The 24,204-nt window shown below is 41.1% G+C and carries 18 protein-coding genes; 9 read left to right on the forward strand and 9 right to left on the reverse strand.

What is annotated here, in order from left to right:
- Together JWQ54_RS00185 and JWQ54_RS00190 are read left to right on the forward strand one after the other, a co-directional pair.
- Positions 1-1,695: MBG domain-containing protein (locus tag JWQ54_RS00185; RefSeq protein ID WP_299578645.1), on the forward strand; the 1,695-nt coding region annotated here is incomplete at its 5' end.
- 118 nt (positions 1,696-1,813) lie between these two features.
- Entirely contained in the window at positions 1,814-2,050 is a 237-nt protein-coding gene (locus tag JWQ54_RS00190; protein WP_299578647.1) for a type IX secretion system membrane protein PorP/SprF, read from the forward strand.
- Positions 2,051-2,252: 202 nt separating this feature from the next.
- On the opposite strand, the gene JWQ54_RS00195 is transcribed toward JWQ54_RS00190, so the two are convergent.
- Genes JWQ54_RS00195 through JWQ54_RS00205 form a run of 3 tightly spaced genes read right to left on the reverse strand, consistent with a single transcriptional unit; the run spans position 2,253 to position 4,652 of the window.
- The gene (locus JWQ54_RS00195) at positions 2,253-2,747 is read right to left on the reverse strand and encodes a hypothetical protein (RefSeq protein ID WP_299578649.1); all 495 of its coding nucleotides are present in this window, start codon (positions 2,745-2,747) and stop codon (positions 2,253-2,255) included.
- Positions 2,740-4,314 carry an FAD-dependent oxidoreductase gene (locus tag JWQ54_RS00200; RefSeq protein WP_299578651.1) on the reverse strand — a complete coding sequence of 525 codons (1,575 nt, stop codon included), beginning with the start codon at positions 4,312-4,314 and terminating at the stop codon, positions 2,740-2,742. The genes JWQ54_RS00195 and JWQ54_RS00200 overlap by 8 nt, the downstream gene beginning before the upstream one ends.
- Before the next feature lie 20 nt (positions 4,315-4,334).
- The gene (locus tag JWQ54_RS00205) at positions 4,335-4,652 is read right to left on the reverse strand and encodes a hypothetical protein (RefSeq protein ID WP_299578653.1); all 318 of its coding nucleotides are present in this window, start codon (positions 4,650-4,652) and stop codon (positions 4,335-4,337) included.
- Positions 4,653-4,890: 238 nt separating this feature from the next.
- On the opposite strand from JWQ54_RS00205, the gene JWQ54_RS00210 reads away from it, so the two are divergent.
- Entirely contained in the window at positions 4,891-7,068 is a 2,178-nt protein-coding gene (locus JWQ54_RS00210) for a catalase (RefSeq protein WP_299578655.1), read from the forward strand.
- 62 nt (positions 7,069-7,130) lie between these two features.
- On the opposite strand, the gene JWQ54_RS00215 is transcribed toward JWQ54_RS00210, so the two are convergent.
- Positions 7,131-9,491, reverse strand: a complete 2,361-nt coding sequence (locus JWQ54_RS00215; protein WP_299578657.1) for a TonB-dependent receptor — start codon at positions 9,489-9,491, stop codon at positions 7,131-7,133.
- A 116-nt stretch (positions 9,492-9,607) separates the two neighbouring features.
- On the reverse strand, positions 9,608-12,268 hold the full coding sequence (locus JWQ54_RS00220) for a ThuA domain-containing protein (protein ID WP_299578659.1): 2,661 nt from the start codon (positions 12,266-12,268) through the stop codon (positions 9,608-9,610).
- Positions 12,269-12,589: 321 nt separating this feature from the next.
- Here JWQ54_RS00220 and JWQ54_RS00225 point away from each other — a divergent pair, with 321 nt between their 5' ends.
- The gene (locus JWQ54_RS00225) at positions 12,590-12,877 is read left to right on the forward strand and encodes a HigA family addiction module antitoxin (RefSeq protein WP_299578661.1); all 288 of its coding nucleotides are present in this window, start codon (positions 12,590-12,592) and stop codon (positions 12,875-12,877) included.
- Positions 12,878-12,895: 18 nt separating this feature from the next.
- On the opposite strand, the gene JWQ54_RS00230 is transcribed toward JWQ54_RS00225, so the two are convergent.
- Both JWQ54_RS00230 and ychF read right to left on the reverse strand, forming a co-directional pair.
- On the reverse strand, positions 12,896-15,553 hold the full coding sequence (locus tag JWQ54_RS00230) for a glycoside hydrolase family 2 TIM barrel-domain containing protein (protein ID WP_299578662.1): 2,658 nt from the start codon (positions 15,551-15,553) through the stop codon (positions 12,896-12,898).
- Positions 15,554-15,797: 244 nt separating this feature from the next.
- Positions 15,798-16,901, reverse strand: a complete 1,104-nt coding sequence (gene ychF / locus JWQ54_RS00235) for a redox-regulated ATPase YchF (RefSeq protein WP_299578663.1) — start codon at positions 16,899-16,901, stop codon at positions 15,798-15,800.
- A gap of 209 nt (positions 16,902-17,110) precedes the next feature.
- Here ychF and mgtE point away from each other — a divergent pair, with 209 nt between their 5' ends.
- Together mgtE and JWQ54_RS00245 are read left to right on the forward strand one after the other, a co-directional pair.
- Positions 17,111-18,481 carry a magnesium transporter gene (gene mgtE / locus JWQ54_RS00240; RefSeq protein ID WP_299578664.1) on the forward strand — a complete coding sequence of 457 codons (1,371 nt, stop codon included), beginning with the start codon at positions 17,111-17,113 and terminating at the stop codon, positions 18,479-18,481.
- A gap of 88 nt (positions 18,482-18,569) precedes the next feature.
- Entirely contained in the window at positions 18,570-19,070 is a 501-nt protein-coding gene (locus JWQ54_RS00245; RefSeq protein WP_299578665.1) for a DUF5362 family protein, read from the forward strand.
- Between the two features lie 80 nt (positions 19,071-19,150).
- Here the strand turns inward: JWQ54_RS00245 and JWQ54_RS00250 are convergent, their stop codons facing one another.
- On the reverse strand, positions 19,151-19,480 hold the full coding sequence (locus JWQ54_RS00250) for a DUF3276 family protein (protein WP_299578667.1): 330 nt from the start codon (positions 19,478-19,480) through the stop codon (positions 19,151-19,153).
- A 117-nt stretch (positions 19,481-19,597) separates the two neighbouring features.
- Positions 19,598-21,388, reverse strand: a complete 1,791-nt coding sequence (locus JWQ54_RS00255; RefSeq protein ID WP_299578669.1) for an ABC transporter ATP-binding protein — start codon at positions 21,386-21,388, stop codon at positions 19,598-19,600.
- A 220-nt stretch (positions 21,389-21,608) separates the two neighbouring features.
- Between JWQ54_RS00255 and JWQ54_RS00260 the strand changes: the two genes are divergently transcribed.
- From JWQ54_RS00260 to JWQ54_RS00270, 3 genes are all read left to right on the forward strand, one after another.
- Positions 21,609-22,694: a Glu/Leu/Phe/Val dehydrogenase gene (locus JWQ54_RS00260; protein WP_299578671.1), complete on the forward strand. Its 1,086-nt coding sequence runs from the start codon at positions 21,609-21,611 to the stop codon at positions 22,692-22,694.
- A gap of 48 nt (positions 22,695-22,742) precedes the next feature.
- Complete coding sequence (gene nusB, locus JWQ54_RS00265) at positions 22,743-23,690, forward strand: transcription antitermination factor NusB (protein WP_299578673.1); 948 nt, start codon at positions 22,743-22,745, stop codon at positions 23,688-23,690.
- A gap of 82 nt (positions 23,691-23,772) precedes the next feature.
- The gene (locus JWQ54_RS00270; protein ID WP_299578675.1) at positions 23,773-24,201 is read left to right on the forward strand and encodes a DUF1573 domain-containing protein; all 429 of its coding nucleotides are present in this window, start codon (positions 23,773-23,775) and stop codon (positions 24,199-24,201) included.
- The last annotated feature ends 3 nt before the right edge of the window (positions 24,202-24,204 follow it).

Genomic DNA, 24,204 nt, shown 5'->3' on the forward strand with positions numbered 1-24,204 from the left:
AACTATGGTGCGGCTCTTCCTGCGCTAACAGTGAGTTATGCAGGTTTTGTGAATGGTGATGCCGCCGCCAGTTTGACCACCCAGCCAACGATCAGTACTTCATGCACAGCGTCGTCGCTGGTGAACACCTACCCGATCACAGCTGCAGGTGCGGTGAATCCCAACTATACAATCAGCTACGTGGCCGGTACATTAACGGTGAATAAAGTAGGACTGACCATTACGGCAGATAACAAGAGCAAGAACTATGGTGAGGTCAATCCACCGCTGATGGTAAGCTATGCAGGCTTTGTCAACGGGGATAATTCATCCAGTTTAACCACACAACCTACCATTAGTACAACAGGTACATTATCCTCACCTGTGGGAAATTATCCAATTACAGCATCCGGGGCGGTGGGTGCCAACTATACAATCAGCTATGTGGCGGGTACTTTAACCATCAATAAGCTTGCCGTATGTGCTGCTTACAATGGCGTGATGTTTGCCAATGCTGATGTTTCATTGACCTCGACCCGCGTCAATCTGAGTATAGTAATCAATACGACAGGTGGCGCAGATGCAAGGACTGCAACAGTCACGTTTACGACTGATAATAACGCAGGGCCTTACACAACCGTTTTGGATCCGAGTTCAACCGCTACCCAGGCGATATACAGCTATAGTATGCTGGACGATATTGGCACCAGTATGTCCAAGACCACGCTTGTAACCTGGACAATAGCCGGAAACTTTATAAACTCAACTGCTTGCAGTGAGACAAACACAGAGGTTACGGTGTCGAGCAGAACATCAGACTTCCTGACCGGTGGTGGATTTGTAGTGATGGGCGCTGGCGGGTATCCAAGCGCGGGCACCTACGCCGGGGCGCCAAATACCAAGACTAATTTTGGTTTTAACGCTAAATGGAACAAGTCGCTGACCAATATTCAGGGCGGAGGATTTAATGGCATAATACGTAATGGAAACTTTATATACCAAATAAGCGCGCCTAAAGTGTTAACTCTTACCGTTATACCTATGTCGTCGAATACCCCTGCTACTGCAGCGTTCACATCTGGTAACGCGTCTGTGAACATTATCAATGCTGCAACCGGGGTACTTATAAGCACAGTCGGAAACAATAACCTTACAGTTGAAATGACCGACTCCTGTGAGCCGGGACCAGGCAGCAATAGGTCGGGCGATTTAATTGCAATAACGTTAACGGACAGCAAGGGTAATCTGCTTTATTCCAATAATTGGAATGCGGCAACCAATAAAACGGTTAAGCAACCTCTTGGAGGAGGCAACCTGCAAGTGCATTCAGATGCAAATACACCTGCGCCAACTTGCATTTCAACTGGCCCATTAACAATGTTAGTATTATCTACTAATAACACTGATATCGATAGTTTATTCTCGCAGGACGAACCTGTGGTAAAGCAGGCTGTGTCACCTAACGGTGATGGTATCAACGACTTTCTTTTTATCAATAATATTGAAAACTATCCTGATAACAGGGTAGTACTGATGAATAGAAACGGCGCCGAAATATTTAATGTGTCAGGTTATGACAATGTCAACAAAGTATTTGACGGACATTCAAATATCAACAAGGCAAAGCAGCAGCCAGGCACTTATTTCTATGTGCTTGAATACAAGGTGAAAGGGGTATTAAAGCGCAAAACAGGTTACTTTATTATTAAATCTTAATGAGCTCAGTGAGGAAGTGTAAAATGAATAGATTTAACTAAATTATTGCTTTGCCCTTATATTAATGGGGTTTGCAACTGGGCCCGGGGCACAGCAATAATTTAGTTAAACCCAATATATGAATAACCTGACTCCATTTAACCAGGCTTATTCTTTGCCGGATAAAAAGGGCTCGGTAAACGCCCAGGTAAGAGATCAGTTTGTGGGGATACAGGGCGCACCGAGCACATTGATACTAAATGCCAACGTGCCAGTTGAATCTTTAGGCGGTTCTGCGTGGATATTGGTCATGAATGATCAGTTCGGTGTTGAACACAATACGCAATTCAGTGCATTCTTTTCTAAGGGGATATAGCTAAGCGGCTCAGAGTACCTTGGAGTGTCTATGAGGGCCGGTTTAAAAAACTATGTGGCCAACGTCTCCAGCCTTGACGAGTCGGATGCTCAATTCAGGTATGATGTAAGGCAAACCCGGCCCAATATTGGATTTGGGGTGTTGTACTAAAACAACAAAGCCTGCAAATTATTAGCAGGCTTTGCTGTTTTATTGTTCATTTTTAAACAGTTGAAAGATCCATACCGACTTGTTTTCCTTTAATTATTTCTTCATTTTGTTTCATTATCCGGTAAGCAATCGTAGCAAAAAGGCCAAAAACAACATGGGCCGGAACCAACTGCATATAAAATTTATTAAAATTGATCCATGGTGGAAGGGGATGTATTTTAAAGGTTAGCTTCCAAACAGCAACTGCAAACGCCCCGCTAATAGCACCAAGCGCCAAACCATTTACGATGGTAGGTTTTATCTTCCGCGCTTCCCACAATTTAACATATACAGCTGCAAATGCCAGCCCGACAGCATAATGCGCGTTCCAACCGGCTACTTGATTAAATTTTTTTGAGGTAGATGGAATAAAACGGTGAAGCATAGTAGCCAGGTGCTCCGGCTCACTGTAGTTTTCATTTTTTAACATTGAAACCAGGTAACTGAATAAGGTCATAAAGGTTGTGCCGGTAATACCCGCAATGGCGATTTTTTCTACTTTATTCATCGGCTGACTGATCTATTTTTTGCAGATCCTTTTCTGCTGGCCCGTTCAATACTTTTCCGTCTATATCATAACGTGCGCCATGGCAGGGGCAATCCCAGCTTTTTTCTTCCTGGTTCCAGTTAACAATACATTTAGCATGGGTACAAACCGGGTTTAATGCATGGATGGTACCTTCTGCATCGCGGTACGCAGCAACTTTTTTACCTTCAAATTCAACTACTTTCCCACTATCTTTTTGGATCCGTTTTAATGAATCTGTTTCATGTACAGAAAGCCTGTCGGCCACAAAGTGATAGGCTACATCCGCATTTTCTTTTACAAATTCAGTAAACCCGGCAATAGGTTTGATGCGGGCTGGGCTAAATACTTTTTCATATTTGCTGACTTTGCCTGTTATCAGGTCACTTATTATTTTACCTGCTATTGTACCTAACATCATCCCGTTGCCATTGTAGCCGGTGGCACAGTAAATTCCATGTGCAGTCCCAGGCATCTGTCCAATATAAGGAAACCCATCAACGGGAATATAGTATTGCGATGACCATTTGTATTTTACTGAAGATACCTGGTAATGTTTCCTAATATACATCTCCAGATCTTCGAATGCTTTTTCAGGGTCCTTATGCCCGGTTTTATGATCATTGCCACCGGCAATTAGTAGTTTTTGTCCTTCAATTTCATGCGTTCTAAAATAATGATAAGGCTCTTGCATATCATAGATCAACGCATCAGGATATTTATCATTCTTAAGTTTAACCCCAAGCACATAACTGCGGTAAGGCGCACAGCGGAAATTAAAAGAAGTAACTCCGGGAGGTATGTGTGTGGCATAAATTACATTTCTGGCTTTAATTTTTATACTTCCAGCCTTAGCTGTGTGCACGCCATCAGCGGTAAGCAAATCCTCAATCTTAGTATCTGTTAATATTAGGCCGCCTGCCTTCAGATAAGCATCAGCAATCCCCTGCATATACTTTAAAGGATGAAATTGCGCCTGTCCGTCAAACTGTAAGGCTTTAACATAGCTTATAGGGGTAGGCACATCATCCGTGTATCTTACTTTAATCCCAACTTGTTTGGCACCGTGAAAAACATCCTCCAGCTGTTTGGCCTGGTCTGTATCTTCGGCATACAAATAGCCTGTTTTGCTTTCGTAATCACAGTTTATTTTATAGGTGTTAATATTGTCATTGATGATCTGAAAGCCCTCGTTTATTGCGTCAGCAAACAATTGGGCTCCCTTTTCACCAAAAGCTTCTTCCGCTTCTTTATAAGTGGTATCAGCAAAAGTATTTATGTGTGCGCTGGTGCCTCCAGTTGTACCAAAACCGGGTGAGGCGGCATCGGCAAGCACAATATTTTTACCTGATTTTTTCAATAATAAGGCGGCGGTAAGCCCTGTTATTCCACCTCCAATAATCAATATATCATGAATATCTGCAATGAGCGACCCTGACTTTAAAAAATCAATTTCCAAAGCTGCCTGCCACGGACTTTCGTTGTTTCCATCACGGGCAGCTTTGACAGTTCGGTGCGCTGTATTATCAATGCTTGAATTCACCTTCATAGCTAAAAGATCTAACAGTTTTATGACGCTTGGGCTAATTGGTCATTATAAGCAGGTGCAACTTTCAGATTGCGGCGTATAGCCTGGTTTTCAAACTCATCGTATTTTTCTTTAAGCTTTTTAAAGATCTCGAAACTGAACGCATCATTCATTGGTAAATGGTGTCTTTCAACAGTTTTTGGATGTACAATTAAAGCATCCGCAGATACTTTACGGTTTTTATAATTAATATGGGTTAGCCCGGTTAACGGATCTGTATCATAGATAACAAAAGTGTTTATCTGTCTTCCTTCTGCATCCGTATAAATTACGGTATCATGTTCATTGAATTTTTTCATTTGCTAAGTGTGTGTATCTAATGAACACGGATATTAAATCAAATGTTTTATATACAAGTTAATATATTTATCTAATCTTAGAAAAATTCCTAAATAAAAGAAACATTTAGCGCTATATGCAATTGTGCTAACAATTTATTTAATTGTAATATATAATAGTTCTTATTGGTTAAATTAATTATAAAATCTCTAAACAAATTTCACTTTTACTGCTTTTGTTTATATAAATCTAAAGAGCATGAAAAGTACCGAATCAGACCTGCCTGAAAACAACGACAAAAAAATGGAAAATCTTGCACCGCATACTGAAGATAGTACCGGGCAATTGATGACCACCAACACCGGATTATTGTTAAATGATGATACCAGCAGCCTCAAAGCCGGCGAAAGAGGGCCATCCTTATTGGAAGATTTTTACCTTCGGGAAAAGATCACCCATTTTGACCATGAACGGATCCCTGAACGGGTAGTACATGCGCGCGGGGTTGCCGCGCACGGCTACTTCCAGGCGTATAATAATTCATTGAATAAATACACCAAAGCAAAGTTCTTAACTGATCCTTCGCGAAAAACGCCGGTATTTCTGCGTTTCTCTACTGTTGCAGGTTTCCGCGGTTCAAGTGATCTCGCCAGGGATGTACGTGGGTTTGCTGTAAAGTTTTATACCGATGAAGGTAATTTTGATCTGGTTGGCAATAATATGCCTGTATTTTTTATCCAGGATGCTATTAAATTTCCGGACCTGATCCACGCTGTTAAACCTGAACCGCATAATGAAATTCCGCAGGCTGCGTCGGCACATGATACCTTTTGGGATTTTATATCACTAACACCCGAAGCTATGCACATGATAATGTGGGTTATGTCTGACAGGGCCATCCCGCGTAGTTTGCGCATGATGGAAGGCTTTGGTGTGAACACCTATCGTTTTGTTAATGAAGAGGGCAAAGCAACATTTGTAAAGTTTCATTTTAAACCAACCCTGGGGGTGCATTCTGTTGCCTGGGATGAAGCGCTAAAGATCTCTGGTAAAGATCCTGATTTCCATCGTCGTGATCTGCACGAGGCTATTGAAGCAGGCGCTTATCCCGAATGGGAATTCGGCGTGCAATTAGTGGCACAGGAAGATGAGCATAAGTTTGATTTTGACCTGCTCGATCCCACCAAGCTGATCCCGGAAGAACTGGTGCCTGTTCAGCCAGTTGGTAAGCTGGTGCTTGATCGTAACCCTGATAACTATTTTGCCGAAACCGAACAGGTTGCATTTCACCCCGGCCATGTGGTACCGGGAATTGATTTTACAAATGACCCATTATTACAGGGGCGTCTGTTTTCTTATACCGACACTCAGCTAACCCGTCTTGGCGGTCCTAATTTCCAGGAGATCCCAATAAACCGGCCGTTGAATACCGTGCATAATAACCAGCGCGACGGGCACATGCGACAGCAAATAAATAAGGGCAAAACCAGCTACCATCCTAATACTATCGGTGGTGGCTGTCCGTTCCAGGCTATGATCAGTGATGGCGGCTTCAAACATTTTGAAGAACGCGTTGAAGGGAATAAAATTAGAGCACGGAGTAAAAGTTTTATGGACTTTTTTAGCCAGGCCACTTTATTTTATAATAGCATGAGCGAGCCTGAACAAACCCATTTATCAGATGCTTTGCGTTTTGAATTAGGAAAGGTGGATATACAGGATATCCGCAATCGCATGGTCGGCTTATTAACTTTTGTAGATAAAACCCTTGCCAAACGTGTTGCCGAAGGTTTAGGCATGGATGTACCGGAACCACAACAACCGGTGAACCACCAGCTGGGAGCTGATGCTGATCCAAAACATTATGAACCCGTATTTAAAAAGCCTGCTGTAGAAAAATCTGCAGCGCTAAGCATGGCTAATACAGCTAAAAACTCTATCAAAACCCGGCAAATAGCTTTCCTTGCGGCAGATGGGGTTGATGCTGATTCCCTGGCTGCTGTTAAAGAAGCTTTGGAGGCCGAAGGCGCGGTAGTTAGGGTAGTTGCGCCCCATAATGGTTTTATTGCAGATTCTGCCGGTGCGCAAATTAAAGTTGATAAAAGCTTTTTAACTGCATCTTCAGTTTTGGTTGATGCCGTTTATATCCCGGCCGGGCAAAAAAGTGTTGCCGCACTTTTGAACGAGCCTGATGCCATCCATTTTATTAATGAGGCCTACCGCCATTGCAAAGCCATAGCTGCTGATGGAGAAGGTGCTGAATTAATTAAAGCAACTTATGTTGGCTCAAAGCTTAATGAACAAGCGGGAAGTGATGCATCAGCGGGTATTATTATTGACGATGGAGGAAATTCCAAACTGGCCGCTGATTTTATAGATGCTATAAAACAGCACCGTTTTTGGGAACGTGAAAAGAAGGATAAGGTTCCTGCGTAAAAATAGGCAATAAAAAAGCCGGCTTATCTGGATAACAAGCCGGCTTTTACTATAACATCGCCCTAAAAATTAGTCCTTAAGCTAACCCCATAAGTTTTTGGGTTACCAAGGTGCGATGCACCAAAGTCATAAGCATAATCAATATATTTTTTGTTAGCAAGGTTGCGGCCCCATAAAAACACATCAACCCTTTTGGTGCTAACGCCAATGCGGGCGTTAAATAAGCTGTAAGCCTTTTGCTCAATCTGGTTGGCCAGGTCAAAATATTGATTGCCAAGGTAACGCCACTCGCCACGGGCTATTAATTGAACATTTTGTGGTCCGCCAATTTCATAAGCATATTGGAGGGCCAGCATAGAAGTTACTTCAGGCGTATATACCTGGTGGTTGCCTTTTAAGTTTACTGCATCACCATTGCTGGCTACTACCAAATCAGTATACCGGGCATGGGTATAACCAAAACTATAATCAATATCTAACCCTTTTAACAAGGTGGCGGCAAGTTCGGCCTCAATACCTTTGCTGTTTAGTTTACCGGCGTTTTTGGTAACGGTAATAGCATCTGGTAATACCAGAGTTGGCACCTGTGCATTATTAACCAATGTGTAAAATGCCGAAATATTTAAGCGCAGCCTTTTATTCAGGAATGAATTTTTTGAGCCAATCTCGTAGTTGTCGCTGTACTCCGGTTTATAAGCATAAAGCGGCGGTTGTGAAGGATCAGAACCTAACTGGCTGATTCCGCCCGCACGGAAGCCCCTGCTGTAGGTGGCAAACAGGTTATTATTATCTGTTAGATGATAAGCTACTGTAAGCTTTGGTGTAAATGCCCTGAAATTTGCTTTTGATGAGGTGTCAGCCTGGGTTACCATCGCATCTCCGCCATCGGGCTGAAATTCGCCTTTCACTTCTTCTTTTTTATGCTCTATATCATAGCGTAAACCCGCTGTAATGTCCCACTGTGGATTGATAGTATAAACTACCTGCCCAAACGCTGCTGCGCCGTAATTGCGCTCAATATTGGTATTGATGCTTGTAAAATTATTTATAGGTGAGCCTACCATGGCTGCGGAGTCTCCAAAGTGCGTGCCTGTCTTTGTGGGGCTGTAACGATAAAATCCGTAGAGGCCTGCAGTCCACTTTAGAGGTGATTGTGACGATGCAGGCGAACTGAACCTGAACTCCTGGGTGCCAACTTTTACTTTGTTCCAGCTACCGCCATAATTATTGATCAGTGATACAGCGTCGAAAGGAGAGAAGTCGCCATCAATAGGGCTTGTATAATACCTGTTGTTCTCCTGGTATGAGCTTACCGAGGTAAAGTTGAAGCTGTGGCCAGTATAGTTTGCAGATAAGGCAGCATTAAATATGTTATCAATCATTTTTGTAGTGGCATTCTGGTTAACCTTAAACGGATTGCTCAATGCCTCAGCAGGACTGCCCACTAATTGGAATGGCCCGTTATTGCGGTTAGCATAATTTTTAACGTTCAGGGTAAGTGTAAGCTTCTGACTGGCTAAAAATTTAAGGTAATAGTTGCCTAAAAAAAAGTGCTGCTTATCAAATTTAGTATTGTTAAATTCATTAGTATAAAAACCATTAAATCCCGAATAAATGCCGGCTACGCCTAAAAATAGCTTATCTTTTATCAATGGGGCGCGTAAACCAAGGCTGTACCGTTGTTCTCCGTAATTGCCAAACTCCAGCTCAGCAAAACCACTGGTTTGGTTTGATGGTTGTTTGGTTATTACATTAATTACACCGCCCATGGCATTTCTGCCATATAAAGTGCCTTGTGGTCCGCGTAAAACTTCTATTCGTTCCACATCAAAAAGTTGTGGGATGTAAGTATCCAGGCTAAACTGGTTTACACCATCAATATAAGTTGTCACAGCAGGATCATACGATGTAGTCACAATACCCCTGATACCTGTAACATTACGATTATCACCAGGCCCGGCCGAGTATAAATTTGGTACTATACCTGTAATGTCTTTAAGGTTTTGCAAATGGTAAACCTGCACCTGCTTTGCCGAAAGTGTTGAAATGCTGACAGGTACCTGCTGCACTTCTTCTTCCCTTTTTTGCGCAGTTACAACTACTTCATCAAGCTGGGTGCTTGCATCATTAAGCTTAATATTAAATAACATGCCTTTACCGTTCAGGGTAATAAGCTGGTTGCGTTCTGCGTAAGCTCCATTGCTGATGTGCATGGTGTAGCTTCCTTCGGGGATATGGCTAATCCTGAATTCACCTTTGCTGTTGCTTGTCGCGTTAAAGTTTGTGTTCAGTAATGTTATGATTGCACCGCTAACCGGCTGCGATTTTTGATTAACAATAACACCCGAAATATCAGTAAGATTTTGTGAATATGCTGAGCAGTAAATGATCAGCATTAAAAATAATGGTATTAATTTTTTCATTAAGTATAAGTACAAATGGTTCAAATGTGCCGTCAAATTTACTAACGCAATTGATTGGTATAATAAACAAGCAGGATAATTATCATCAACTACCCTGCTTGTTGTTTATAAAAATATTATTGTTTAAGCGAAAGTATCCAGCTTATTATTTGTTTCGCTTCCGCAGGTTTAAGCGCCGGATGCGCCGGCATAGCAACATCTCCCCAAATCCCGCTTCCACCTTCCTTTACTTTTTCTGTTAAGTGAGCCATTGAAGCTTTATTGTTGGGATATTTTTTAGCCACCTCGGTAAACGCAGGGCCTATTGATTTTTCTGCTATTTTATGGCAGGTTTTGCAATCAAGTGATAACATTAAAGCTTTGCCCGGGCTGTTTGCATTAATATTAGCTAAGTTTGAAATCATGCTGCCGGCGAGTATGTTAACCTGTTTACTTTTTACAGTAGCATCCTGGTCGTCTTTAACATCAACCGTTGCGTTATAATTTCCTTTTTTGGTGTAAGTATAGTTAAGCCTTGGCACTAAGGTTTTCCGGGTTACTCCGTTGCCCAGGTTCCAGGTATAGCTCAACTTATCTCCTTCAGGATCTTTTGCTGCAACAGTGAACAGCACAGGCAATGGCAGCTTGCCAAAAGTTTTGCTGGCATTAATTTTTGTAATTTCAGGTGCACGGTTACCCCTGTTATAATCTATTCTTGCCAAACCTGCATCAGCGTTTTTGCTGAACCAGCCGCTGCCGTATTCCAACACATAGATCCTTCCATCCGGACCTGTTTCCATATCAATGGGCGAATTAAACTTTGTGGTTGGCATAAATGGCTCCATTTTGTCAAAATCGCCGTTAGGCTGCAAGGTAATGGCTTTTATCCAGCCACGGATCCAATCGTAAAAAATCACTTTTTTGTTATAATAATCAGGGAAGCGGGTTGCTTTAGGATACATATCGGTATAATAAATTGGCCCCGCCATTGTGGTACGCCCGCCCGAACCTACTTCAGGGAAATCTGTAGACGGCCCGTAAGGATACCAGATAAATGCAGGTTGTGCCGGTGGCAATTCTTTTAAACCTGTGTTGTTTTTTGAATCGTTTATAGGTTTTTCAGGGTCAAAGGCAGGCCCCGAAACACCTGTTGAATAATCAAAAGCATGATAAGGAATATTGGGTCCTATAAAGAGCGGCCAGCCAAAAAATCCTGCTTTCCGGGCCTGGTTAAATTCATCATATCCACGCGGACCCCTTGTTTCCAGGCTGTCTTTATTTGCATCCGGGCCAACCTCGCCCCAATATAAATAGTTGTTCTTCTTGTCCACGGCTATCCGGTAAGGGTTTCTATCACCCATTACAAAAATTTCGGGCCTGGTACCTGGTTGCCCGGGTTTAAACAAGTTACCTTCCGGGATATCATAAGTACCATCGGGTTTTATTTTTATTCTCAATATTTTACCGCGTAAATCATTAGTATTACCTGCCGAGCGCCTTGAATCGAACTGGGTATGATCCGGACGGTCATCCAGCGGGGCAAATGCGTGGGTGTTATATGGCTGTTTTCCCGGCTCATCAAACGGAGTTGAGTTATCACCTGTTGAAACAAATAGCATATTATCCTGCCCAAAAGCGATAGAGCCGCCGGTATGGCAGCAGATCTCGCGCTGCGAATAAAGCTGCAGTACTATTTTCTCTGTTTTATTATCAATGGTATCATTTACAAATGTAAAGCGCGACAGGCGGTTAACACTGGTATCAACCGGGCTGTAGTAAATGTAAACATAATGGTTGTTTTTAAAATCAGGGTCAGCCTGGATGCCTAAAACACCTTCCTCGGCATTTACACCCTTGGTATGTGTTTTCCAATAGGCATTTAAAAATCCTGCCTGCTTAATGGTCTTTGTATCATTTTTATAAAGCAGGATCTCGCCGCGGCGCTGGCTTATCAGCACATCAAGATTTGGTAATACAGTTAGCTCAGTCGGCTCAAAAAAGGTGCCCGTTATTAGCTGGGTCTTTACAAAACGGTTTTCTTCCGGAACACGCTCTGTAGTTACTTTTGCATAATTTAATTTTTGATGGTCGCCAATGGCCCATTTAATGCCGCCAAGAATGTGTTTTAAATAAAGCGGATCGCTGTATGATTCATCAGTATGGCCAAGCTCAGTGTACCATGCCCTGCCGCCATCAAAATTATGATACCAGGCCATAGGGTGTACTGCGCCGTTAATGCCGCCTGTATAGCTAGTTTCATCAATGGTAATAAGTACATGAATATCTTTGTTCAACTCTTTGTAATTATACCACTCATCTTTTCTTTTCCACGTATCAGGCAGATGCTTTGTTGAGATATGGGTTTTATCAACAACATGCAATACAGCTTCCTGTTGCGCCGGGTGACTAACAAAGTATCCTCCAACCAGGCGTCCATACCAATGCCAGTCGTACTCGGCGTCGGCAGCAGCGTGAATGCCAACATAGCCCCCGCCGGCTTGTATATACCTTTCGAAATCATTCCGTTCGTTAGCGGTAAGTAAAGGGCCGGTAGTGCTTAAAAACACAACTGCGCTGTATTTTTTCAGGTTGCTTTCAATAAATTTTTTGTCGTCAGATGTGGTATCCACATCAAAATTATTCTCTTTACCAAGCTTTATAATTGCATCAACACCTAATGGAATGGATGCGTGGTGATAGCCCGCCGTTTTGGTAAAAACCAAAACCTTTGGTTTAACAGGAGCGAATCCCAAAAATAAAAAGGGAACGAATACAAGGAACGTAAATTTTAGGCGCATTGGCTTGTTTTTTAATGATAAAAATATGTCGGTATTTATTATTGGTTTAACAGGGGCTCAATTTAATAAAAAACGGTTAAATTAACGTGAGGAAATGGAAATGACACTTAATTGTTACTTATACACTTAAGGAGGATATTTATGTGGCTTTGACAGAGATGGTTGAGAGTTGCAAAATGGATAAAATAGAGATTTTGAAAAATAAAAAGTACCTTTTTTTGGGCGATAAGAGCTAATAGCCCAGGCAAAAAAATAAACAATTAAATTAATTTGTATTTAATTCATGACAAGTGTAAATTTAAGAACACCATGAAAAGGCAAATGAGACATATACATCCGGGTGAAATTTTACACGAGGAAGTAATTGCTGCAAATGAACTGACTGTGACAGCAGCCGCCAAAATGTTGGGCATTTCCCGTCAGAGTCTCAATAATATCATCCATGAAAAATCAGATATTACACCTGAAATGTCTTTCAGAATTGCGAAGGTATTTGGCGGAACAGCTGATATATGGGCTAATATGCAAACTAAATTTAACCTGCATTTGGCATCTATCAAAATGAAAGGGCTTGATTTAAAACCATATCATTATCAGCATTCTGCTTAATGAGATTAAGAATTATGTTTACTTTATCGAAATCACCTGCTCCTTCAAATTCCATCCGTCAATACTAACCATTACTGCATTTTTAATTTTACCTGCATCATAATTAAGCGTAATAGTTTTATGCTCACCAGGCAAAATAGATACATAATTATCGCTGTAAAATACAGGCAGCAAGCGGTTACCGCTTGCTGCATCAACCAATGAAATGCGGTTGAAAAATGCTACCGGTGCGTTCAAAGGATCAGACAAAGTAACCTCAATTTTACCGGGTGCAATTTGTTTCGCAACGGTTTCAACTTTTGATGGAGCTATCTTTTTCAAACCTGAGTAATTGCCCTTTTCATCAGGCAGCCAGTACAGGTTATCACTTACTATGTTTTGTTTAATATCGGTTAATCTAAGAGATAGAAATACCCCTTCTTTTTTAGCAAGGCCATCAACCTCATCTTTCAGCGGAACGAAGCCCTTCACTGATTGCGGCTGGATCTCTTCAAAAACTTGTGTCAGCAGCTTTTCTTTTCCCTGCATGTCATAAGTTTTTATGGACAGCATCAAATCACGTTTGGCGGTAAATGTGTTATTTACTATAGTTACCATGCCATTTAGCGGATTATACATTACATGCAGCGGTTCGCTGCCGCTGTGCAGGCCATATAAGCAAGCGTTAGGATCAAGATAATAATCATACATCTGTCCGCGCATTGCTGTCCATGGATTTTGGGTTTTCCAGATAATTACCCCGGTGTACCAATCCCACATATGCGCGCTAAAGCCTTCCATTAATGCCCTGTATTGGTTATAATTAACCAACTGTGCCTTGGCAGCAAAATCTTTTGCATCGGTAATTTTTCCGTAAGGTTCAATAGAGGCATCATAGCCGATATATTTATGATAATCCCAAACAGAATCAACTTTATTCTTTTTCTTATCCTCAGAAAACTCCGGTGCAACCAAATTTTCAGTGGGGATAAAGCGCTTTAAACTCTCAAAATCATTTATCCCCACTGAGCCGATCTCGGAGTTAAATGGAAACGTATGCACTTTCCAAAAAGCAGAATCCGGCTGAATACCATAAGGCCCGTCGCCATTGCCGCCCAGCGTGTTGAGCGACATTTTATCGGAGTTTGAATATTCAACAAACCAGCGTGTACCGTCAAGCTTTGGCAAAATGGAATCGCGTACAGGCAGTAAAATATCCTCCGGAGGAGTGATCTCATTACCGCCGCACCAAATAGCCAGCGAGGGATGGTTTCGCACCAGTTTTACCTGGTCTGCAAGTGATTGCAGGTAAAGTTTATGATCATCAGGGTATTTACGCCTGGTCCATTGGTCATCTTTTTTCTTCGGATCAAACCACCTGCCGTTAGCATCGCCTGAGATCCAGAAATCCTGGAAAACCAACAAGCCATATTCGTCACAGGCATTATAAAATTCAGGCCGTTCAACCAATGCCCCACCCCAAACGCGGATCAGGTTCAAATTCATGTCCCTGTGAAAACGCACCTCAGCATTATACCTTGTATCCGAAAAACGCAGCATAGCATCTGAAATGATCCAGTTTCCGCCTTTAATAAAGATCTTTTGCCCGTTAACCGCAACCTGCCTGCTGTGTGTTTGTTCATTCCAGCTTGTTTGAATTTCCCTTACCCCAACATTAATATCTGCTTTATCCGACAGTTTATTTGCTTCAGAAAACTGAATAGAGGATTTATATAAATAGGGGGTACCATAACCATTTGGCCACCATAGCTTAGGGTCTTTTAACACAAGGTCGTTCAGGTTAACTTCCAGGGATGAGTTTGGCTTAATAGCTACGTTTTTAATAATTCGCTGCCCAACAATAATGAATTGCAGCACACCGCTAACAGTCTTGTTTGTGGGGTTAAGTAATGTTGCGGATGATTTAATAATAGCAGGCTGCTGTTTTCCTTCAACCTGTCTTACGCCCGGAACCAACGTTATTATATGCGGATCAATAATTCTTATGGCTCCGGTTGTTTCAATTGTCACTTTATCCCAAATACCAGTGTTCCTGTCGCGCATCGGCTGGATCCAGTCCCAACCGGCGGTGTATTGCAGGCCTACGTTCTTGGCAATTTGACCATCACCGCCTTGTCCGCCATTAGGGTTTCCAACCGGATCAGGTGGGTACACCAACACAGCCAAACGGTTCTTCCCATTTTTATTTATCAACGCAGTAATGTTGTATGATTGCCGCAAAAACATCCCGAAATGCGTTTGCTTATTTACTTTTTTTCCATTTAAATAAACCTCGCAGCTATAATTCACGCCCCTCAAATTCAAATAGACCTGGCTGTTACCAACAGGTATAGCCTGGTTAAAATCTTTAACAAACCAGTAGGTATAATAATCACGCCCGGTATTATAGATGTCTTTTATATGCGCATTGTTCATTCCCCAAAAAGGGTCGGGGATCTGCTTGTTATTTAACAGGGTAGTTAAAACAGTTCCGGGTACTGTGGCGTTTAGCCAGCTATTAATCGAAAACTCAGTTTTTGAGATACTGGCGCCATCGGCATGCATGTCAGCTATCTTTTGGCATTTCCAGCCATCATTGAGCTCGTATTTATTTTGCGCCGAAGCATGTGCAAACGACAGCAGAAGAATGATAGTAAAAAAAGAAAGATCCTTTGTAAGGAATTTGAAAATTGCCATTGATAATATTAATGGCCTAAAGATAAAAATTATAGTGATGTGTTTAAAATTTGGAGTGTCAGAAAAGTGACAGGTTAAAACTGGTGTTACAATAATGGCCGTGGCTATGCCTCCTGTTTATTTGAATAATAAGAAATAAGGTATGGGAGAATGACGAATTTTATAATCTTTATGGCCCTTTTTGAGAGTCATAGGCCCTGTATATTTTGTAGGGATGGGTTTTACCCATCCCTAATATAGAGAATTACACATTAAACCTGAAATGCATAACATCGCCATCCTGTACAATATAAGTTTTGCCTTCAACGCCTAATTTGCCATTTTCTTTAATAGCAGCTTCAGAGCCGTTGTACTTTACAAAGTCGTCATATTTTATTACCTCGGCCCGGATAAAGCCTTTTTCAAAGTCAGTATGAATTACGCCAGCCGCCTGTGGAGCAGTAAAGCCTTTGGTAATGGTCCATGCGCGCACTTCCTGTACACCAGCAGTGAAGTAAGTGGCCAAATTAAGCAGTTTATAGGCCGCCTTGATCAGTTTATTTACCCCTGATTCAGTTAAGCCCAGGTCATCCAGGAACATCTGGCGTTCTTCGTAAGTCTCCAGCTGTGAAATTTCTGATTCAATTTGTGCCGATATGATTAGCACTTCAGCGTTTTCTTCTTTTACAGCAGCTTTAACTTTTTCAACATAAGCATTCCCGGTGTTAACCGATACTTCATCAACATTACAAACGTACATTACCGGTTTAGCGGTCAGCAGCCAGATATCGGCAATATGTTCCTGATCTTCTTCAGCAACAGGAGCCGTACGGGCCGATTTACCAGCCAGCAAATGGTTTTTGTAAACAGTTAATACATCAAAAGTTTTTTTAGCTTCCTTATCGCCGCCGGTTTTTGCTGCTTTTTCAACCTTCTGGATCTTCTTTTCAATGGAATCAAGGTCCTTAAGCTGAAGCTCGGTATCAATGATCTCTTTATCACGGATAGGGTCGACTGAACCATCCACATGGATCACATTGTCGTTATCAAAGCAACGTAAAACGTGAATAATAGCATTTGTAGAACGGATATTGGCTAAAAACTGGTTACCCAGGCCTTCGCCTTTACTGGCGCCTTTAACAAGGCCGGCTATATCAACTATTTCTATAACATTTGGAACAACATTTTTAGGATTAACTATTTCTGTAAGCTTTGTTAAGCGCTCGTCAGGAACGGTTATCACACCCACATTTGGCTCAATGGTGCAGAACGGAAAGTTTGCCGCCTGCGCCTTTGCATTTGATAAGCAATTAAAAAGTGTTGATTTGCCCACATTCGGCAAACCTACTATACCACATTGTAAACCCATTATTAGTTGATTAAGTTGATTAAGAGAGTGGTTGATTAAGTTGAAAATAAGATGACCGCATAAAATTTAATCAACCTATCAACTCAATCAACCACTCTCTAAAAAGCTGCAAAGATAACAGAAAAAATTGCCTGCGATTTGAAAAAATAAACGACTTTTGCGGCAATACAAAAAACAGGCAGATTTAAATATGTAAACGGAGGATTTTTATGGAAGAAATGGTTGAGCAGATAAGTGTATTACTGGAAAATGAAGATAAGACCCAGTTACAGGAATATTTGAACAGCTTAAATATTTCGGATGTAGAAGAGTTGATAGATGAGCTTCCGGAATATGGCCCTTTGTTTATTGAAACACTGTCTCTTAACCGCGCCGTAAATGCATTCCGCATCCTTGATTTCCCTACCCAGGAGCGCATTATAAAAAAACTTTCGGGGCCAAGAATATCAGGCCTCATCAATGAGCTTCCACCGGATGATCGTACCGCACTTTTTAGCGAGCTGCATGGCGATGCTGTTCAAAAACTTATTCAGCACTTATCCCCGGCAGACCGGAAGGAAGCGTTATCACTTTTAGGATACGAAGAAGATTCTGTTGGAAGGCTGATGACCCCAGATTATATAGCCGTTAAAAAAGAATGGGATGTGGAGCGGGTGCTCAACCATATAAGGCGTTACGGTAAAAATTCAGAAACCATTGATGTTATCTATGTGATAGATAAAGGCGGTGTTTTGCTGGATGATATCCGGATCCGCGAAATACTATTGGTTAAGCCCGAAACAAAGGTGAGCGAGCTGATGGATGGCCGGCTTATTTCATTAGATGCTAGTGATCCACAGCAGGATGCTATTAATACCTTCAGGATGAATAACCGTACCGCCCTGCCGGTAGTTGACAGCGAAAATATACTGCTTGGGATTGTTACTGTTGATGATATATTATGGATAGCCAACGAAGAATACACCGAAGACATCCAAAAGATTGGTGGTACCGAGGCGTTAGACGAGCCTTACCTGGACATTAATTTATTCCGCCTGGTAAAAAAACGGGTAAGCTGGCTTATTGTATTGTTTTTGGGCGAAATGCTTACTGCCACCGCTATGGGGCATTTTGAACATGCAATTGCCAAGGCGGTTGTACTGGCTTTGTTTGTTCCATTAATTATATCAAGCGGGGGCAACAGCGGGTCGCAGGCATCCACTTTAATAATACAGGCCATGGCATTGGGGGAAGTAACCCTGGCGGATTGGTGGCGGGTTATGCGCCGGGAAATATTATCAGGCCTTATGCTGGGTACAACCCTTGGCGTTATTGGCTTTATGCGTATTTATGTGTGGACTCTTTTTAGTAATATATATGGACACGACTGGATGCTGGTTGGCTTTATTGTGGGCTTGGCGCTGGTCGGTGTAGTGTTGTGGGGGTCATTAGCAGGATCAATGCTGCCGTTAATATTAAAGAAACTTGGGGCCGACCCTGCAACTTCATCCGCACCTTTTGTAGCTACCCTTGTTGATGTTACCGGCCTGATTATTTACTTTACCATAGCCGTATTATTTATGCCCGGCATCAATCATTAATCATAATTATAAATTCTGTTGTTAAAAAGGTTTTAGTTTATAACTTTAGCTAACTAAATCTCTAAAACAATTAAATCATTTAAAAACAATGGAAACAACAGAAACAACTGAAAATTATGCACAACCCAGCGCCGAACCGGGGTTGATTTTAACTTTAGAAGCACAATCCTATTTGCGTGAAGCCGGCAAATGGGCCAATTTTTTAGGAATAGTCGGATTTGTTTTATGCGGGTTTATAGCAATAATAGCATTATTTGCCGGTGCTATGATGTCTATGATATCTAAATTTTCACCCGACCCGATGGCAGGCGGTATGCTGGCCGGAATGAGCGGTTTGATTACTGTTGTTTATCTGCTGGTTGCCTTGGTTTATTTTTTCTTTTCTCTTTATTTATATCAGTTTGGAAGCCAGATAAAGAAAGGGCTTATGTTTACAGATACTGGTCATGTAACAATTGCATTAGGTAAATTGAAATCGTTTTTTAAACTATGGGGCATACTTACTATTGTTGTATTGTGTTTATATGCTTTAATAATTGTAGTTGCTGTTATATTCGGAGCAGCTGCATCATCAATGCTGAACAAATAAAATATTAATGCACACAACAAAAAAACCCTGCTTAATTAAGCAGGGTTTAATAGTAGTTTAGTTTGTTTGTTTAGTTCTGTTTATATTTCAAAAGAAAAATCCTCATCAGCTGTCTTAGTAACTTCCTGGGTTTCGCTATATTCATAACGCTTTTCTACAACTTCCTGGTTTGCCTTAATGTACTCAATTGTATCTTTTAAGCCATCGGCAAATTTCTCAAAATCTTCTTTATATAAAAAGATCTTGTGTTTAATAAAAACACCATCCTCCAAACGCTTTTTGCTTTCGGTAATAGTAACGTAGTAATCGTTTGAACGGGTTGCCTTTACATCAAAAAAATAAGTTCTCTTCCCGGCTCTTACCTTCTTTGAATAAACCTCTTCACGCTCTCTGTTTTCAAAATCTCCCATAATATATTTTATCGTAACTAGTTTTGGTTGGCATAAATATAAATAATTTTTCAAAGTACAAGTATTTATTCTAATAATATTGAACTTTTGTTGTAATTATTCTATTTTTCCCTCTTTTTAGGCACTTTCCTCTTCTTCTTCCAGCAGTTGCTTTTCATACAATTCGAAATAAGTGCCTTTTTGCTGCATTAAATCTGAATGGTTTCCCTGTTCAATAATTTCACCATTATCCATCACCAAAATTTTGTCGGCGTTCTTTATGGTCGAGATCCGATGAGCAATGATCAGGCTGGTTTTGCCCTGCATATTGCGTCCCAGGTTGTTTAATATTTCTTCCTCCGTACGGGTATCAACTGCCGACAGGCAATCATCAAAAATAAGGATCTGCGGGTGTTTAACTATTGCCCTTGCTATTGATACGCGTTGCTTTTGCCCGCCCGAAAGTGTTATACCCCGCTCACCTATCAGGGTTTCAAAACCTCGCTCAAGCTCCATAATGTTTGTATAAACGGCGGCATCTTTTGCGGCTTGCGATACTTTATCCATTTCCAGAACATCAGCGCTGAATGCAATGTTATTGGCTATTGTATCCGAAAAAAGGAAAACCTCCTGCGGCACAAAGCCTATTTGCGCCCGGTAGCCTTCCAGGTTATGTTTATTGATAGGTACCTGGTCTATCACAATCTCGCCGCCTGTTGTATCATACATCCGCATAATTAAATTGGCAATAGTTGATTTTCCAGAACCTGTGCGGCCAATAATGGCAATCATTTCGCCGGGTTTAGCCGTAAATGATACATTTTTTAATGCCTGGATCCCGGTATCCGGGTAGATAAATGATACATCCTTAAATTCGATATACCCGCTTAGCGGTATTTTGGCGACATTTGGTGATATGATCTCCGGCTGTTGATGCAAAAATTCATTGATCCGTTTTTGGGATGCTGCTGCCCGCTGAATAAGTGATGTTACCCATCCCAATGATATAACAGGGAAAGTAAGCATGTTAAGGTAAACTATAAACTCAGCAATATTGCCGGATGTAATATTACCCTTCATTACTTCAACACCACCTATATACATGGTTATAACATTGCTTAAACCAACCAGCAGCAGCATTAAAGGATAAAATAAGGCCTGCACTTTAGCCAGTTCCATGGAGTGCATTTTATAATTATCGCTTTCCGCAGCAAACTTGCCTGTTACATGCCCTTCGCGTACGTATGATTTAATAACCCTGATACCCGAAAAATTTTCCTGCACGAAGCTGGAAAGCGCCGATAAACGCTGCTGGATTTTTTCGCTGCGAAAGTTTATAATATTATTTACGTAGTAGATGATTACAGCTAAAATAGGTAGGGGCAATACAGAAAATATGGCTAACCTAACATTTACAGTAAGCATGGCATAAATAACCATTACAAACAGCACTACCGTATTTATGGTATACATAATACCCGGCCCAAGGTACATGCGCACACGGCTAACATCCTCAGTTACGCGGTTCATAAGGTCGCCGGTATTGTGGCGGCGATAAAAGGCGAGGGATAGTTTTTGATAGTGATCATAGATCTCGTTCTTAAGATCATATTCAATATGCCGCGACATCAAAATAATGGTTTGCCGCATAAAAAACAGGAACAAACCACGCAGCAGGGCTAATACCAGCACCAAGATCCCAAACAAAAACAGGCTCGAGCCAAAGATCTGGTAGATAAGATCCTGCCTGTTAAAACCTGAGAAAAGGCGGTAAAGGGCTATGTTTTCAGTAACCAGGTCAAACGCCACCCTGATAACCTGTGCTGGCAGCACGCCAAAAATATTGGAAATTATAACGAACAAAACGCCCGGTATAAGTCGCCAACGGTATTTATAGAAAAATTTATTGAGGTATGCGAGATCTTTCATAAAGTAGAAAGTTCGGAAGTCCGAAAGTTCAAAAATAGGATAATGTAGCTAATAATTCAAGTTAATGTGTGGGGCAAAGTAGTAAAAGAGGTTGTCACTACCGTCAATTTCTTTCGTTCCTGGCTTTTTCAGTTTTCGAACTAAACAAAAAATTTGCTTCAATAAAAAAAACACCTACTTTTGTCCGAGCCGAATAGAATAATTTACTTTGTCACCTCTGATGCCAAATTCAAACTCCAGTGAATCAATATTTAGCCAACTTGAGGCTTACGGACATAAGAAAGTTGTATTTTGCAGCGATCCCGACACAGGTTTAAAAGCAATCATAGCCATTCATGATACTACGCTTGGCCCCGCATTAGGCGGCACGCGCATGTGGGCTTATAAAACGGAAGCTGATGCTTTGTATGATGTGCTCAGGCTTTCAAAAAGCATGACCTATAAATCGGCCATAGCAGGCCTTAACCTTGGTGGGGGCAAAGCTGTTATCATAGGCGACTCGCACAAAGATAAATCTGAAGCGCTGCTACGTAAATTCGGTCGCTTTATTAAAAATCTGAATGGTGAATTTATTACAGCCGAAGATGTAGGCACCAATCCCCGGGATATGGAATACATCAGGATGGAAACCCAGTATGTTACCGGCGTGCCTGAAACTATAGGAGGTAGTGGCGATCCTTCGCCTATTACAGCTTTGGGTGTTTTTATGGGAATAAAAGCATGTGTAAAAGAATTGTATGGCAATGATAACTTAACCGGTAAATCGGTAATTGTACAAGGGATAGGGCACGTAGGCGAAAATCTTGTAAAACTGCTGCGTGATGAAAACGCTAAAGTTTATGCCAGTGACATCAACGAAGACAGTTTAGGGCAGATAGCAAAAAAATATGGCGCCGAAGCGGTATCAAACAATACTATTTTTGATATTGATGCCGATATTTATGCACCATGCGCCTTAGGCGCTACCATCAATACACAAACAATTAACAAACTTAAATGCGCTATTATTGCAGGATCGGCTAATAATCAGTTAGAAGACGAAAGCATTCATGGGCAAATGCTGCTTGATAAGGGCATAATATTCGCCCCGGATTATGTGATAAATGCAGGCGGGATCATTAACTGTTACTCTGAATTAATGGGCTTTAGTAAAAAAAGAACCATGCAGCTAACCGAGAATATTTACGAAGCAACCCGCAATGTTTTAAAACTTTCAAAGGCCGAAAGCATTTCTACAATTGTGGCTGCAAACAAAATAGCCGAAAAAAGAATTGCTGACATAAAAAAAGTGAAATCAACCTATTAAAATACAAAATAACCCGCTAACTTTGTGGGCTAAAATCGTTCTTACAAAATGTTAAACCGCAGACACCTAAGGGTAAAAGTTCTTCAGTCGTTATACGCTTATCACCAATCAAACAGCGGCGACATTAAACAGCATGAAAAAAATTTATTGCAAACAATTGATAAGGTATACGAAATGTATATCTGGATGCTGTCGTTAATTTCAGAAGTTACAAGCTATGCAGAAAATGACGCCGAAGAAAGGGCCAACAAGCATTTACCCACAGCTGATGACCTGAATGCCAATGTTAAAATACTAAGTAACCGGTTTATACTTTCGCTGCATCAAAATAAAGAGTATTTGGCAGGCCTTAAAAAGTATAAAATAGCATGGGACTTTGAGCCCGAGCTTGTGAAATCATTATTTATTATCCTGAAAAATTCTGAAGAGTATAAAGAATACCTGAAAAAAACAGGCGATACTATCCAAACAGATAAAGACATTATCAAATTTATTTTCAAAAAGGTGATCTTAAAATCATCAATAGCCGAGCAGGTTTTTGAGGATAAGTTTTTATACTGGCCGGTAGATAAGGATGTTTTACAGGCCTTAATTGCAAAAACATTTAAAAACTTTGCACATGACGAGCCTGAACTGAATAACCTGGCTGAAGTAACCGGAAATTGGGAAGAAGACAGGGAGTTTATAGTTAACCTGTTTGAAGAAAGTATTCGCCATAACGACGCTTATCAGCTGTTAATAACCAGTAAAACCCAAAATTGGGAGCCTGACCGTATTGCCATGATGGATACATTATTAATGAAAATGGCTATTGCCGAATTTATTAACTTTTCCTCGATACCGGTTAAAGTTACCATTAATGAATACCTTGAAATTTCAAAGGAGTTTAGCACACCAAAAAGTAATTCATTTATTAACGGTATATTAGACAAGATTTTGGGCGAGTTAAAGACTGAGAACAAAATAAAGAAAGTAGGCAGAGGATTAATAGAATAATAGCAATTGAATACATCATTGGTGGCCTTAAAACAACAAAACTTATGATAACTTTATAGCCTCTAAAAGACAAGTAATAACAATGAAAAACCTTTTTTTAAGCTTAATAGCGGCAGGAATGTTACTAACAGCCTGCAATTCAAAACAAACAGGTAGTGCTACAGCTGATAACACCACTACAGCTGATGCTGCAAATGTGCCGGTAATGAAGTTTGAAAAAGAAACGCATGATTTTGGTAAGATCAAAACCGGCGATAAGGTTACCTATGATTTTAAATTTACCAATACAGGCAAAACACCATTAATTATTACTGATGCTATTGCAACCTGCGGATGTACAAAGCCGGAATGGCCTAAAACACCTGTTAAACCAGGCGAAAGCGGCGCTATCCACGTCACTTTTGACAGTGCCGCAAAAATGGGCCTGCAGGATAAACAGATCACAATTACAGCCAATACTAATCCCGCCCAAAACAGGGTGCATTTAATTGGCGAGGTAACCACAAAATAAAAA

This window comes from Mucilaginibacter sp. (assembly GCF_028288225.1).
Classification (GTDB): Bacteria; Bacteroidota; Bacteroidia; order Sphingobacteriales; family Sphingobacteriaceae; genus Mucilaginibacter.